We start from the raw sequence: 15,848 nt of genomic DNA, 5'->3' as shown, positions 1-15,848 counted from the left end.
GGCCGGACCACGGCCCCGGCTGGCCGGGCTGGCCCGCGCCGTCCTGGCCCAGCTCTGCGCGCTGCACTCCCCCGCCGCGCTGGAGGTCGTGCTGCTCGGCGCGGACCGGGCGCGGGGCGCCGACCAGCGCGCCGAGGAGTGGTCGTGGCTGAACTGGTTGCCGCATGTGCGCCCGGCACATGGGCAGGACTGCCGGTTGCTGCTGGCGTTCGACCGGGACCAGGCCGAGGCGCGGACGGCCGAACTGGTGCGGCGGCTGGAGGCGGGCCCGCTCGGCGCGGGGTGGGCGACCGCGCCGCATGACGCGGTGGACGCGGCAGCGGGGGCGTACGAGGGGCCGTTCGCGCTGGTGGTGGTGGACGGCGACCCGGGCTCGGTCGCGCTGCGGGATGCGGTGGCCAGGATCGCGGTGGCCGGGCCCTCTGCCGGTGTGCACGTGCTGAGCCTGGCCGAGACGGGGGAACGCCCGGTGATCGGCAGCGGCGTGGTGGCACGGCTGTCCGGCGACGTGGCAACGACGCTGCGGATCGAACCGGCGGGCGCGGAGCCGGGGACGGCGTCCGCTGCCGGTTCCGGGGACGGGTACGGCCCGGACGAGATCGTGCTGGACGCCGTGTCCGCGGCGTGGGCGGAGCACTTCGCGCGGGCGCTGGCGCCATTGAGGGAGGCGGACGCGCAGGCGCCGGGCGACCGGTCCCGGCACACCCTGCCGGCCAAGGTCCGGCTGCTGGACGAGCTGGATCTCGCGCTCGCCACGCCCGCGAAGATCGCGGCGCGGTGGGTGGCGGCGCCGTCCGCCGCCCCGGGGGCCGGCGCAGTGCTCGGGGTCGGCGGGACCGGACGGGTGGCCGTCGATCTGGTGGCGGAGGGGCCGCACGCGCTGGTCGGCGGGGCGGCGGGCGCGGGAAAGACCGAACTGCTGCGGTCGGTGGCGGCGGCGCTGGCGGCGGGCGAACGGCCGGACCGGCTCGCGCTGGTCCTGGTGGACGGGGCCGGGCAGGAGCGCGGCGAGGGGCTGCGGGCCTGCGCCGACCTGCCGCACGTCTCGACCCACCTGGTGGCGTCGGACCCGGTGCGGATGCGGGAGTTCGCGCAGTCGCTGAGCGCCGAGCTGAAGCGGCGGGCGGAGGTGCTGGGCGGGCAGACGTTCGGGGCGTGGCACGCGGACCGGCTGGTCGCGGCGGCCGTGCCGCACCAGGGCGGGCCGGGGCAGCGGGAGCCGGCTCCGGCGGAGGCGGGTCCGCCGCCCGCGCTGCCGCGGCTGGTCGTGGTGGTCGACGACCTGGACGCGCTGGTCGCACCGGGCCTGGGCAGTTCCGGGCGGCCCGCGGCCGGGAGCGTCGTACGGGCGCTGGAGGCGGTGGCCAGAGAAGGCGAGCGGCTCGGGGTGCACCTGGTGGCCGCCACCGGGCGGCCGGAACGGACGGCGGGGACCGAGGCGGCCGAACGCGCCCGGCTCCGGGTGGCGCTGCGGATGCCGGACCCGGAGTCGGCGGCGCTGGTCGTTCACGTCGAGGACCCGGCGGGGCTGGACGAGACGGTGCCGGGACGGGGGTACCTGCGGCGCCCCGGGGGCGCGGTCACCCTGTTCCAGGCCGCGCGGGTCAGCGGGCGCATCCCGCGGACGGCGACGCTGCGGCCCACGGTGGTACCGCTGGAGTGGGAGCGGATGGGCGATCCGCCGACCCGTCGCCAGGTCCGGGAGCTCGGCAACGGCCCGACCGATCTCGCGCTGCTGGCCAGCGCGCTCCAGCGGGCCGCGGAGGCTCCCCCCGACGACCCGCCCGCCCCCGCACCGGAAGGCGCCTCCACGACTCCGGCGAGTCCCCTCATCTGACCCGGCCGGTCGCCGCGGGCTCCCCGACCTGCGCCTCGCCTGCCCGGGGCAAGGTGCATGGTCCAAGATCACGGCATGGCCACGATCACCGGCAGCTCAGTGCCGGCGCCCTTGCGGGGGCTGTTGGCGCGGGCGTAGGAACCGACGCCACGGGACTGAGGAGATGGCCGGATGGGTCACGCGCACACGTACCAGCCGCACGAGTCGCACGACGCGCTTGGCGGGCGCCACTCCGGCGGGGTCCGCGCTCGCGCTGGGAGCCGCGGCGTGCGGAAGTGACAGCGAGAAGGACGAGGCCGCGAAGCAGACCGCGTCGCCGTCGTCCGCGGCCGACGGGGGCCTCCGACTGCCCGACCTGCACGGCGAGAAGCTGGAAGTGGCCGCCGTGGACGGGGCCGGAGCAGCAGAACTTCCAGCGGGTGCTGGACGAGTTCGGCAGGCGCATCGGTGCGAGCACGACGTTCGTGCCCACCGGCGACAGCCAGTCGGCCTTCCTCGGCAGCTCACCTCGCCGTCCCGGCTCACCGTGACCAACTACCGTCACCTGCTGGACAACAACGCCATCACGGATTCGCTGTGGAACACGGCGGACGCGGGCCTGCGGGGGACACCGGGCGGCACGACGGGCGTCCCCCGTACGGCGGCGCGACGCGCGGCGGGATCAGGCGTAACCGACAGCCGGACGGTGCGTTCCTATATACGGGTAGATACCACAATTGCCCGACTCCTCCGTCTCCGCTTCCGTCATCCGTGTCCCCCCGCTCGAACCCTGGATGTGCCGTGCCGCGCTTCAGCGTGATCGTCCCCGTGTACAAGGTGCAGGCCTATCTGCACGCCTGCCTGGAATCCGTGCTGGAGCAGTCGTTCCCCGACTTCGAACTGATCGTGGTGGACGACTGCTCGCCGGACGGCAGCGGCGAGATCGCCGACGCCGCCGCGGCCCGCGACGCGCGGGTCACCGTTCTCCACCTGGCGGAGAACGCGGGCCTGGGCCGGGCCCGCAACGCGGGAATGGCCCGGGCCACCGGCGACTACCTGGTCTTCCTCGACAGCGACGACCGCCTCGCGGCGGGCGCCCTCCAGGCGATCGCGGACCGCCTCACGCTCGGCCGCGACCCCGACGTGCTGGTCTACGACTACGACCGCGTGTACTGGGACGGCCGCGCCGAACGCAACCGGTTGGCGGCGCTGCTGGACGAGACCGGCCCCGAGGTGTTCACCCTCGACGAGCGGCCCGACCTGCTCCGGCTGATCATGGTGGCCTGGAACAAGGCGTACCGCAGGCAGTACGTGGAGCAACTGGCGCTCACCTTCCCGGCCGGCTACTACGAGGACACGCCCTGGACGTATCCCGCGCTGCTCGCGGCGGGTTCGCTCGCAGTCCTGGACCGGGTGTGCGTGCACTACCGGCAGCGCCGGGCCGGCAGTATCCTGCGCACCACCAGCCGCCGCCACTTCGACATCTTCCGGCAGTACGACCTGCTGTTCGCGTTCCTCGACAGCCATCCGGAGCTGGATCGCTGGCGTCCGGTGCTGTTCCGACGGATGGTCGACCACCTCACCACCGTGTTCAACCTCCCCGACCGGCTGCCGCGCCGCTCGCGCCCCGACTACTTCCGCCGCTGCCGCGCGCAGTACCGCAGGCTGCGCCCGGCGGGCCTGCGAGCCGTCCCGGCGGGCCGCGACGCGGTGCGGCACCTGCTGGTCCGGCTCGGCGCCCGGCGCACCTTCCAGGCCCTCGGCGGCCTGCACCGGCTGCGGCTGCGTACCACCGCGCGCGCCCGCGCCGTGTACGGACACCTGCGCGCCGGCGCGCTGCACGCGCACTACCTGCTCCAGCGCCGCCGTGCCCTCGACCCGGACCTGGCGGTCTTCGCCGCCTACCGGGACCGCGGGTACCAGTGCAATCCGGCCGCGATCGAGGGCGCCGTGCGCGATCTGGCGCCGCACATCCGCACCGCGTGGGTGACCACCGCCGAGTACGCGGACACCGTGCCGCCCGGGGTACGCCGCGTGGAGCCGGGCTCGGCCGCGTACTGGACGGCGCTGGCCCGGGCCACGTACCTGGTCAGCAACGTCAACCTGCACCGCCGCTACGCCAAGCGGCCCGGGCAGATCCATGTGCAGACCCACCACGGCACCCCGCTCAAGCACATGGGCATCGACCTCCAGCACCACCCGGCCGCCGCCCGCGGCACCGACTTCTCCCGGCTGCTGACCCACGTCGACCGCTGGGACTACAGCCTGTCCGCCAACCGCCACTCCACCCTGGTGTGGGAGCAGGCCTACCCGTCGTCGTACACCACGCTCGAATACGGGCAGCCGCGCACCGACCTCTTCCACCGGGCGGGCGCGGACGACGTCCTGTCGATCCGCGGCCGGCTCGGCATCCCGCGCGAGAGCACCGCGCTGCTGTACGCGCCCACCCACCGCGACTACCAGCGGGGATACGTGCCCGCGCTCGACCTGGCGGCGCTGGCCGACGAACTCGGACCCGGCGTCGTGCTGTTGCTGCGCACCCACCACCGGTACGCGCCCCGTCGGGCCGCGGCAGGCACCGTGCCCACGGCGGGGCATCCGCGGGTGCTGGACGTGTCGGCACACCCGTCGGCGGAGGAGCTGTGCCTCGCCTCGGACGGGCTGATCACGGACTACTCGTCACTGATGTTCGACTACGCGGGCCTGGACCGGCCGATCGTGGTCCACGCACCGGACTGGGACACCTACCGAGCCACCCGCGGGGCCTACTTCGACGTCACCGCCCACTCGCCGGGCCTGATCGCCCGCGACCAGGACGACCTCACCGGCATCCTCTCCACCGGCGCCTGGCGCGGCCCCCGCTCGGCCGAACTCCGCGCCGCCTTCCGCACCCGCTTCTGCCCCTACGACGACGGGCACGCGGCCGAACGCGTCGTCCGCCGGGTCTTCCTCCGCGAGGACGGCGGGCTCCCCGCGGTGGTCCCCCTCCACCTGCGACGCCCCGCCCCGGCCGCCCCGCGCGTGGCGGCCGGCCTGTATCCGTACGGGTCGGGCGTGGTCCCGGGCGCGTCCCGGGAGCAGGGTGCGGCGCCCCCAGTCACCTCCTAGCGCCGCGCCGGCCGGGGTTCGCCCGTCAGGGAGCGGCCTGCGGTGCGGTGCGGTGCGTCGCAAGGCGCCGACGCGGCACCAGGACCTGACACCTGGCGCCGTCCGCCCGCAGGGCGGGGCTCGCGGTGTCCGGTACGTCCGATCGCAAGGCGCCGGACCGGCCTCATCGTGGGCGTAGCGGGCCTGCCCGGACGATCCCGACAACGCAGCCGGCGTGCGTGCCGGGCACCGCGGGGCAGTCGGGATGTGTCAGCCAGGCCCTTGCGGGCCTACTCGGTCGATGCGGCCACACCGCGAGATGCCGCGCCGCCGGGCGTCACGACGGGGCGAACTCCGGCCGGCGCGGCGCTGGTCAGGCCCGCGGGCGCGGGGACCCGGACGGCCGCCGCGGTCGGTGCCGGCGCGGGCCTGCGGTCCTCCAGGGGGCGGTGCGGGAGCAGCGAGGGTTCGCCGAGGAGGACGCGGCGGACCACGCGCTCGGCGGCGAGCCCGTCGTCGTACGCGCAGAACCGCGCACGGAAGGCGGCGCGCAGTTCGGCGGCTTCCGCGCCGCGCCACTCGCCGCTGCGGAACGCCTCGGCCAGGCCCGTCTCGTCGCGGGCGAACACGCCCGGGGTTTCGCCGGGCCGGCCGGAGAGGAGGTCGAAGTAGACGCCGCGGGCCGCCCGGTACGCCTCCCAGTCCCCCGAGTGGACCACGATCGGCCGGTCGAGGTTGGCGTAGTCGAACATCAGCGAGGAGAAGTCGCACAGCAGTGCGTCGGAGGCCAGGCACAGCTCCTCGACGGACGGGTGCCTGGAGACGTCCAGGACCGTGCCGGCGTCGTGCAGGGCCGTCAGCTCCGGCGTGGAACGGTGGAAGTAGTGGGCGCGGACCAGCACGGTGTGGCCGGGGCCGAGTTCGCGGCACAGGCGTTCCAGGTCGAGCGGGAGCACGAAGGAGCGCCGGTAGTCGCGGTGGGTGGGCGCATAGAGGATCGCGACGGTGCCGGGTGCCAGGCCCAGGCTCTCGCGGGCGCGGCGGACGTCGGCGGCGGTGGCGGCGTAGAAGACGTCGTTGCGCGGGTAGCCCGTGAGCAGCGTCTGGTAGCCGCTGGGGTAGACGCGCTCCCAGACCTCGGCGGAGTGCTGGTTGGCGGCGAGCGAGAAGTCCCACTGGTCGGCGTGGTCGAGCAGCCGGGTGAAGTTCGTGCGGGTGCCGACGGCGGGCCGGGCGAGCAGGTCCATGCCCATGTGCTTGAGCGGGGTGCCGTGGTGGGTCTGGAGGTAGACCTGGCCGGGGCGCTTGACGACGTCGCCGGTGAAGGCGGCGTTGTTCACCAGGTACGTGGCGCGGGCCAGCACGTCCCAGTACCGGCGTGAGCCCGCCAGGACGTGGTCGGTGCCGGGCGGCAGGCTCGCCCGGTCGCGCCGGCTCACCACCCACACCGCCCGCAGGTGCGGGGCGAGCTGGCGGGCCTTGCGCTCGACGGCGGCCGGGTTGCAGGCGACGCCCCGGTTCCAGTAGGCGGCGTAGACCACCAGGCCGGGGTCGAGCGGGCGGCGCAGCCGCAGCCGGTAGTAACGGGCGAAGGCGGCGCGGGCCAGGGCGTGCCTGCCGGACCGCAGCCGCTCGGTGAGGCCCTTCGCCCAGGCCAGGCCGGTGGTCCTGGCCCGGTAGCGCCGGTACGAGCCGGTGCCGGCCGCACGCACCCAGCGGCCCTCGGGACCGGCGGGTTCGGTCCAGTCGGCCGGCCGGTAGGCGGTCAGCAGGCGGCCGGCGCGGCGTACGAACTCCGGCCGCGCGTCGGGTGTCAGGCGGGCGGGCGCGGCGCCGACCTCGGCCAGCACGGAGGCCATCTGCCCGTACAGCGCGGCCCGCGCGCGGTCGCCGGGGACGGCCGTGAAGAGCAGCTCGTACCGGTCGAGTACGGCCAGGTGGTGGCGGCCGGGCGTGGTGGAGACGCTGCCGGCCCGGCGTTCGCGCCAGCGCGCGCACACCCGGTCGAGGCAGGCGACGCGCTCGGCGGCCAGCAGGGTGCGGTTGGCGACGGCCAGGTCCTCGTAGGCGCCGTCGCCGAAGCGGAAGGCGTGCGCGGTCCAGAAGGCGCGGCGGATCAACCGGTTGCCGACCGCGGGGTGGGCTGCGAGGAGGTCGGGGCGGTCGGCGGGGCGCAGCACTTGCGGGGCGGAGCCGGCTTCGGCGAGCAGGCCGGTGACGCCGCTCGGCCGGACCTCGTCCCGGACGGAGAAGCGTTCGTGGTCGAAGAGCAGGACGTCGGGGTCACGGGTCAGGGCGAGGCGGGCGTCGGCGGCGGCCAGCGCGCCCGGGGTGAGCAGGTCGTCGGCATCGAGGAAGAGCAGGTACTGGCCGACCGCGCGGGCGGCTCCGACGTCGCGGGCCGGGCCGGTACCGCAGGTGCGGTCGAGGCGGAGCGGCAGCACACGGGCGTCGGCGGCGGCGAATTCGGCGATGATCGCGCCGCACGCGTCGGGTGAGGCGTCGTCCACCGCGATCACTTCGAAGTCGCCGAAGGACTGGGCGAGGACGGAGTCCAGGCAGGCACGCAGGAACCCCTGCGCGCGGTGGACGGGGACGACGACGCTGAATCGGGGCATGACCATCCTGGTGGGGGGTGGGGGGCTGGTCGGGTGGGGGCCGGTCGGGTCGGTCGGGTGGGGCTGATCGAACAATGCCAGAGAGTAATCATCCGGACACGCTCTGTCGATCCGCCCTGTGGCGTCGCCCGTTCGGCTCACGCGCGGTGACCTGAGCGGGGGACGGCGGGTTGAGCACACGGCACACCCTGACCGCCGCTCGCCCGACCCGTCGCGGCTCGCCTCGTCGCGCGTGACGCCGCCTGCCCGCGGCGCCCGTCCCCGGAAGGACCACTGCCCGCCCATGACTCCCCGTCTGACCGTCGTCGTGCCCGTCCACAACGTCGAGCGGTACCTGGACGCGTGCCTGGCGTCCATCGCCGCTCAGACGCTGCCGGACCTCGACGTGGTGGTGGTGGACGACGGCTCGACGGACTCCGGGCCGCGGATCGCCGCCGCGTGGGCCGCGCGCGACCCGCGGTTCCGGCTGGTCTGCCAGGACAACGGCGGTCTCGGCCGGGCCCGCAACACCGGGACCGGACACGCCGACCCGCGCACCTCCTACCTCGCCTTCGTGGACAGCGACGACGTGCTGCCGCCCCGGGCGTACGAGAAGCTGGTCGGCCTGCTGGAGGGGACCGGCTCCGACTTCGCCACCGGCAACGTCTACCGGCTCACCCCGGACGGCCGCGCGCAGGCGTGGCAGCAGCGCGGTATGAGCCGCACCGTCCGGCGCACCCACGTCACCCGCGACCTGAGCCTGCTGTCCGACCGGGTCGCCTGGAACAAGGTCTTCCGCCGCGCCTTCTGGGACAAGCACGCACTCGCCTTCCCCGAGGGCGTGCTGTACGAGGACACGCCGGTGACGATGCGGGCGCACTTCCTCGCCGACGCGGTGGACGTGCTGCACGACCACGTCTACTACTGGCGGCTCCGCGAGGGCTCCATCACCCGCCGCCGCACGGACGTCAAGGGCGTACGCGACCGGATCGCCGGCGTGGACGGCGTCTCCCGCTTCCTCGCCGACCCCGCCCACTCCCACCTGAGCGCGTACAAAAGGGCGTACGACCGCTCGGTCCTCACCGACGACCTGCCGTACTTCGTCGAGGCGCTGCCGATGGCGGGCCCCGAATACCAGCGGGTCTTCATGGACCGGGCCCGCGACTACCTCACCCGGGTGGACCCCGCGCTCCACGCCGAACTGCCGGTGGAGCTGCGGATGCGCTGGCACCTGATCGGGGAGGGACGGCTCGCCGACCTGCTGACCGTCCTGGAACACGGGCGGACCGGCGGCCGGACCGTGTTCGACCTCGCTGGCCCGCCGCTGCGCAAACACGCGGTGCTGCGGCGCCCGGACGGCTCCCCCGTACCGCTGCCGCGCGCCGCGACCGCGCTCGGCACCAGGGACCTCCCGGTCACCGCCCGGGTGCGCGAGACGGCGTGGCGGGACGGAAGGCTGGTCCTCAAGGGCTACGCGTACATCCGCAACGTCGACGCCCGCTCCCGGCGTTCCTCGCTCAAGACGGCGGTCGCGATGTCGGGTCGCCGCACCCTGCTCCTGCCGGTACGGACGGTGGCGGCGCCCGAGGTGACGGCCGCGTCGGGGCAGGAACGCCACTGCTACGACTGGTCCGGCTTCGAGATCACCGTCGATCCGCGGCGGCTGCGGCGCGGCGGCCGGTGGCAGCCGGGCCGGTGGCGGATCGGCATCGTGGTGGCCGCGGGTTCGCTGATCCGCCCGGCCGCACTCCGCCCCGACGACGGGGGCCCGTCCCCGTCCCCGTACCCGCTGGACGCCGACACCCGGCTCGTGCCCCGCTACGACGACGGACGGCTGCACCTGTCGGTCGAGCGGGTCGGCCGGCGGCTCACCGGGCACCGCCCGGCGGACGACGGCAGCGCCGTGCTGCTGGAGCTGGCGGTACCGGACGGGGAGCGGCCGGTGGCTCTTCGCCTGCGGCGGGAGGGCACGGACGGGGCCCCGGAGGGGGCGTTCGAGTATCCGGTGCGGGCGGGGGCGGCGGGGGGCGCGACGACGGCAGGAGGCGCAGCAGCGGTCGGGGATGGCGCGGAAGCGGTCGGGGCTGCGGAAGCGGTCAGGAGCGCGGGGGCGGCGGAAGCGGTCGGGGCTGCGGAAGCGGCCGAGGCCGTGGAAGGGGGAGCCGTGGAAGCGGCCGAGGCCGTGGAAGGGGAAGTTGCGGCGGCTGCGGCGGCTGCGGAAGCAGTCGATGCCGCCGAGACCGCGGAGCCGGGGCCGTCTGCCGGGGACGGCTGGACGCGGGTCACAGCCGCCGTGCGCCTCGCCGATCCGGTGGCCGCCCGCCCGGCGGCGGGCGGCCTTCCTGAGGAGGTCGCCCCGGAGACGACGGCCGCCTGGTCGGCCGAGCTCGTCCTCCCGGACGGCGCATCGGCCGCCATCGCGGTGGACGGCCCGCTGCCCTCCGGCGGTTACCCCCTCGGCCCGGACCCCCGTCTCGGCGGCGCCCTCCGCGAGCTGGCGCTGGGTGCCTCGGCGGCGGGCCATCTCGTCCTGCTCGACCGTACGGCGGAGCCGGTGGCCGACGCGGTGAGCCGCACCGGGCCGGGCCGGCTGCGGATCGACGGCGCGCTCCCGTCAGGAGTCGAAGGGGCCGAGGGGCTGCCCCGCCTCGTGCTGCGGCACGGCACGTTCGCCGCGGAGACCAGTACCGCCGTCGCCACCGAAGGCCCCCGTTTCTGCGCCGAAGTGGATGTCTCCGCGCTGCCGCACCCCGGCCCCTGGCACCTGCGCCTGCGGACGGCGGCCGGACCGGACGCTCCCGTCCGTATCGCGCGCTCCGCCGTGTCGTCGCTCCCCCTCGACCTGTCCGCGGACCACCGTTCCCTCCGCCTGGACCGGCGGTCCCACGACCATCTGTCCGTCAGCGCGAGCGACTTCGTACCGGCGGCGGACCGGGGCGCGTACCGCCAGCGGCTCCTGCGCGAACGCCGCTACCCGGAGCTGTCGCGCCGGCCGCTGCTGACCGCCGTCCTCTACAGCAGTTTCGACGGGCGCGGCTGCGACGACTCGCCGCGGGCGGTCCATGACGAACTGGTCCGGCGCGGCGCCGCGCTCGACCACGTGTGGGTGGTGCGCGACCGCACCGCGAGAGTGCCGGTGAGTGCGCGGAGCGTGGTGTACGGCAGCCACGACTGGTACGAGGCGCTGGCGCGTAGCCGGTACGTGATCACCAACACCCATCTGCCCGCCTGGTTCCGGCGGCGCGACGGCCAGCGGGTCGTCCAGACCTGGCACGGCACGCCCGTCAAACGGTTCGGCCTCGACCTCGAAGGCACCCCGTGCGCCGATCTCGCGCACCTGTGGCCGCAGCCGCGCCGCGGCGGGCAGTGGAGCGCGCTGGTCTCCCCGAACGCGCCCTCCACCGCCGTCCTGCGCCGCGCCCTGCACGTCCACGGCGAGATCGCCGAGACCGGGCTGCCGCGCACCGACCCGCTCTGCGCCGAGGACCGCGAGAAGGTCGCCGAGGATGTCCGCGCCCGCCTCGGCCTCCCCCCGGACCGCACCGTCGTCCTCTACGCCCCCACCGTCCGCGACGACGAGTCGTACGACGCGGACCACCACCGCCTCCACCTCCCCCTGGACCTGGCGGCGCTGGCGGACGCGCTCTCCGACAGCCATGTACTGCTGATCCGCGCCCACCCGCTGGTGGCCGACACGGTGCCGACGGAGGCGGGCGGCGGGCCCGCGCTCGCCGACGGCTTCGTCCGGGATGTGACCCCCCGCCCGGGTGCCGCCCCCGCGCGTCCGGGTGCGGGGGCGGACGCGCGCCCGGACCTGGCCGAGCTGCTGCTCGCGACCGACGTGCTGGTCACGGACTACTCCGCGGTCCTCGCCGACTTCGCGGTCACCGGTCGACCGATCCTGCTGTACACCCCGGATCTGGCCCACTACCGCGACCGCCTGCGTGGTTTCGCCTTCGACTACGAGCGCGCGGCGCCGGGCCCGCTGCTGGCGTCCACGGGCGAGCTGATCGAGGCGCTGCGCGACCCGCAGACCGCCTGCCTGCCGTACGAGCAGGCGTACGCCGCCTTCCGCGCCGCCTTCTGCCACCTGGACGACGGCGGCGCCGCCGCCCGCGTGGCGGACCTGCTGCTGGGCTGACCCTTGCGACGCTGACGACTCCGACGGCCCCCGACCCGACGACCCGCCACCACCGACGACCCGCCACCACCGACGACCGACGACCGATGACCCGACGATGGAGCTGCCGTGAGAGCGCGTGAACCGGTCCCCGAGTCGCGGCGTCCCCGGCCACGCGGCCGGGCCGGCCGCGTCGGGTTCGTGCGGTGGCTGTCCGAGGCGGCGATCGCAGCGGAGCCGGTGCCGTGCCGCAACTGACCACCGGGCCGCGGCGGGCCGACGACGAGGGGCCGGGCGCGGGGGGTGCCGCGGGCGCCTCGGCAGTCCGGGCGGCCCGCCGGAGGCCCACCCGGTACCTGCTGTTCGGCGCGGCGTTCTGGCTGGTGATCGCGGTCACCGCCTGGCGCACACCGATCGCCTCCGACTTCGGGCAGCACGCCTCCGCCGTGCAACGGGTGAAGGACGACTGGTGGCACCCGGCGAACCCGCTGCTCAAGGAGCCGGGTACGGGAAGCCCGTACTACTCCCCCTCCATCGTCGCCCTCGGCATCGTCGCGAAGGCGACCGGTGCGTCCGCGTGGCAGGTCGTGCGCTGGTGCGGGCCGGTGAACCTGGCGGTGCTGGTGGCCGGCGTGGGCGCGTACGCCCGCACGCTGAGCACGCGGCGGATGGCGCCGGTCTACGCGCTGGCGATGTTCACCCTGCTGTGGGGCGTGCGGGGCAAGGAGTGGAGCGGGTTCGGTGGGGCGTGGTCGCTCACGCACGGGGCGTCGTACCCGAGTTGTTTCGCGGTGGGCGTGACGTTTCTGCTGTGGACGTGGACGGACCGGCTGGCGCGGCTGGGCAGGCGGGCGTCGGAGGGCGGGCGTCGGGGCAGGGCAACGCCATGGGGCAAGCGGGTGGCGGAGAGCAAGCGACGCGACGCGACGGCGGCCGGAGGCGGATGGCCTGGCGGGAAGGTGGCAGGACGCGCGGCGGCTTCGGGGGGCGAACAGCCCGACGCGGCGGCGTGGGAGGGCGGACGGCGTGACGGGTCGGTGCCGGGCGGCGAGCGGCGCAAGAGGTCGCGCCGTACGTGGCCCGACGGCCTGCCCGCCTTCGCGGGGCTCGGGGTGGTCGCCGGCGTACTGCTGCTGATCCACCCGATCACGTCACTGGCGGCCGGGGTCGGCATGGCGGCCGTGGTCGCGGGGCGGCAGCGGGCGTGGTCGTGGCCGGTCGTGGGCCGGTGGGCGGTGACGGCGTGCGCCGCGCTCGCGGTCGCGGTCGCGTGGCCGTACTACGACGTCCTCACCCTGGCGGGCGACACCACCGTGGACTGGGTGCACCGCCACCTCTACACGCACCCCTGGCAGTGGTACGGCCTCGCCCTCACCGGCCTGCCCGCGCTCGCCCTGCGCGCCCGGCGACGGCTGCGCGACCCCCTGGTCCTGATGTTCGCCGCGGACTGCCTCATCGTCGGCTACGGCTGGGTCAGCGGCCACTACACCTACGGCCGGGTGTTCGCCCTCCTCCTGGTCCCGCTGCAGTTCGCACTCGCGGTCGAACTGGCCGCGATCCCCCCGTGGACCCGCCTGCGCGCCCTGCTCGCCCCGCTCACCGCTCTCGCCCTGTATGTCGGGGTGACCGCCCAGATCGGCGCGATCGTGCCGCAGCGCTACCTGCCGTTGGCCGTCGACCACCCCCGGCCCTGGCCTTCCTACCGATGGGTGGCCGACCGCGTTCCCTCCGGCACGGTCGTCCTCACCGACGGCTACTTCCCCACCCACGTCCTCCCCGCCTACGGAATCTTCCTGGTCGCTCCCACCTGGCCAGACCCCTCCACCCCACTCACCGAACGCATCCGCCGCACCACCGACCTCCGCACCTGCCTCGACCCCCGCACCCCACCCGCGACCCGCACCCGAATCCTCCGCCGCTACGACGTCGCCTTCCTCCTCCTCACCGCCACTCAGCCCGTCCCCCCGAACGCCCACCTCACCGCGACCTCCCCCACAACCGGCGAACGCCTCTTCCGCCTGACCCCGCGCTGAACCAGTGGCAGGACCCGTCCACGGCTCACGGTTCGTCCCGCGCTCCTCGCACCACCTGGCGAGCCCGCAACAATCCCGCGTCCGGTCACGTCACACCAGGGGAAACCGAACCCGGGCCGGCGGTTGCGGGCGAAGAGGTACCGCCGGGCGCCCCGCGCCACGGGCGCCCGGTAGCATCGGGGCTCGTTCGCCAACCTGGGGGGGGTGCCCGACATCACCGGCAGCAGAGAGAACCCGCTACAGCCGCTCGGTCCGCAGGACCCGCGCGAGGAAGCCGGCTACCGGCTGACAGCCCGCATCGGGGAAGGCGGCATGGGCACCGTCTACCTCTCCCACACCCGCGGCGGACAGCCGGTCGCGCTGAAGGTCATCCGGCGCGAGTACGCGCAGGACGAGGAGTTCCGGCGGCGCTTCCAGCAGGAGGTGCAGGCCGCGCGGCGGGTGCAGGGCTACCACGTCGTACCGGTCGTGGACCATGACACGACCGGCGACCGGCCATGGCTGGCGACCACGTACGTACCCGGGCTGGCACTGGACGAGGTGCTGGCGCGGTACGGCGCGCTGCCGCTGCCGACCGTGCTCCAACTGGTCGGCTGCGCCGCCGAGGCGCTGCGCGCGGTGCACGCGGCCGGGGTGATCCACCGCGACCTGAAGCCGAGCAACATCCTGCTGGACGCCGGCGGCCCCTGGGTGATCGACTTCGGCATCGCGCGGGCCGCCGACTCCACACAGCTCACCCGCAGCGGCGGCCTCATCGGCACCCCGCAGTTCATGTCGCCCGAACACGCCAACGGCCTGGCCCTCACCCCCGCCTCCGACCTCTTCTCGCTCGGCCTGATCGCGGCGGTCGCGGCCACCGGGCGCCACCCGTACGGAGAGGCGGGCGCGATCACGCTCGCCACGATGATCGCCAACACCTCGATCCGGCCGCCGGACCTGACCGGCTACCCGGAGGCGCTGCGGGCGGTGCTGGAACGGTGCCTGACCGCGGACCCGGCGGCGCGGCCCACTCCCGCCGAGCTCGCCGGGATGTGCGAGCGGTCGGCGGGGCGGTCGCTGCGGGACTTCGACGGGTGGCTGCCGGAGCCGGTCGCGGCGGAGATCGTACGGCGGGAGGCCGCGGCGCGGCGGCCGCCGGAACCGGAAGGCTGGGGCCCGGGCGCCGCCGCCCCGACGACCCCGGAACCGCAGCCCCCGGCGTACCCCTCGTACCCGGCCCCGCCGTCCGCACCGCCAGCGTCCGGACCGCCCTCCTCCGTACCACCGCCTCCCGTCCAGGCACCGTCCGTGCGGGCACAGCCCGCGGCGGCACCATCCGCACAAGCGCCGTCCGTGCAGGCACAGCCCGCGCCGCCGGACGCCTACGGTCCGCCCTCGCTCGTACGGTCGGGGGGCGCGGCACGGGCCTCCGGCGGTCGGACGCGAAGGGTGCTGGCGGTCGCGGGCGGAGTGCTGGCCGTCGCGCTCGCGGTGACGCTGACCTACGCGTTCACCCGGCCCGCCGGCGGGGACGAGGCAGTGGGGAAGAGCACGGACAGCCCGAGCCCGAGTGTGGGCTCGCCTACGCCGCCCCCCTCGGCCACCACGTCCCCGGCCGCCGCCCCGACGGACCCCGGAACAGGAACCGGCACCGGCACCTCGACGGCCCCCGAGCCCGCGGGTCCGGGCCAGCTCCTCTTCCAGAACCGCAAGTTCGTCATCCGCTCGCCCGCGTTCAACAGCGGCAGTCACGTGGACCTCGACCACGCCACCGTGCAGCCGAACGGCGGCATCGGCGACACGGACGGCTACGAGATCGAGTACCAGAGCTGGTCGGGCGAGAGCATGCGGTTCCTCACCACCTTCGGCAAGGCGGGCGGGACGTCGTACGAAGCGTGCCGGCAGGGAGTCGGCGCCGACGCACTGCCCGGCGAGATCTACAACGAGGACCTGGAGTCCGAGAAGTACATCACCAAGGGCACCGTGCTGTGCACCGTGACGTCGGACGGCAATCTGGCGAGGCTGGAGATCACCGAGGTGACGCCCGGCGGGGACCCGATGACGGCCCCGATGCCCAGCTACACCACGCTGCTGACGATGTGGAAACTGCCGGACGCGCAGAACCCTTCACCGGGCAGCGGCTGAGCGCACCGCTCGGTGAGCCCGGCCGGGCCGGTGACCGGGTCGGCGGGTGGGCCGTACACCCGCGAACGTAC

Annotated in this window: 6 protein-coding genes; 5 read left to right on the top strand and 1 reads right to left on the bottom strand. The window is 75.2% G+C overall.

What is annotated here, in order from left to right; all coding sequences use genetic code 11:
• Positions 1-1,837: FtsK/SpoIIIE domain-containing protein (locus VIW71_RS09465; protein ID WP_331621621.1), on the top strand; the 1,837-nt coding region annotated here is incomplete at its 5' end.
• 780 nt (positions 1,838-2,617) lie between these two features.
• A complete protein-coding gene (locus VIW71_RS09460; RefSeq protein WP_331621620.1) occupies positions 2,618-4,924 on the top strand; it encodes a bifunctional glycosyltransferase/CDP-glycerol:glycerophosphate glycerophosphotransferase in 2,307 nt (768 codons plus the stop codon).
• 269 nt (positions 4,925-5,193) lie between these two features.
• Here VIW71_RS09460 and VIW71_RS09455 read toward each other — a convergent pair whose 3' ends face one another.
• Positions 5,194-7,521 carry a bifunctional glycosyltransferase/CDP-glycerol:glycerophosphate glycerophosphotransferase gene (locus VIW71_RS09455; RefSeq protein ID WP_331621619.1) on the bottom strand — a complete coding sequence of 776 codons (2,328 nt, stop codon included), beginning with the start codon at positions 7,519-7,521 and terminating at the stop codon, positions 5,194-5,196.
• Between the two features lie 283 nt (positions 7,522-7,804).
• On the opposite strand from VIW71_RS09455, the gene VIW71_RS09450 reads away from it, so the two are divergent.
• The 3 genes from VIW71_RS09450 (at position 7,805) to VIW71_RS09440 (ending at position 15,777) form a co-directional block, all read left to right on the top strand.
• Entirely contained in the window at positions 7,805-11,641 is a 3,837-nt protein-coding gene (locus tag VIW71_RS09450) for a CDP-glycerol glycerophosphotransferase family protein (protein WP_331621618.1), read from the top strand.
• 224 nt (positions 11,642-11,865) lie between these two features.
• A complete protein-coding gene (locus VIW71_RS09445) occupies positions 11,866-13,653 on the top strand; it encodes a hypothetical protein (RefSeq protein ID WP_331621617.1) in 1,788 nt (595 codons plus the stop codon).
• Between the two features lie 204 nt (positions 13,654-13,857).
• A complete protein-coding gene (locus tag VIW71_RS09440; protein ID WP_331621616.1) occupies positions 13,858-15,777 on the top strand; it encodes a serine/threonine-protein kinase in 1,920 nt (639 codons plus the stop codon).
• The last annotated feature ends 71 nt before the right edge of the window (positions 15,778-15,848 follow it).

The sequence above is a fragment of the Streptomyces sp. genome (genome assembly GCF_036524955.1).
In the GTDB taxonomy this organism is placed as follows: Bacteria; Actinomycetota; Actinomycetes; order Streptomycetales; family Streptomycetaceae; genus Actinacidiphila.
The sequence above is the reverse complement of the archived record's forward strand: the minus strand, read 5'-3'. Positions and strand labels throughout refer to the sequence as shown.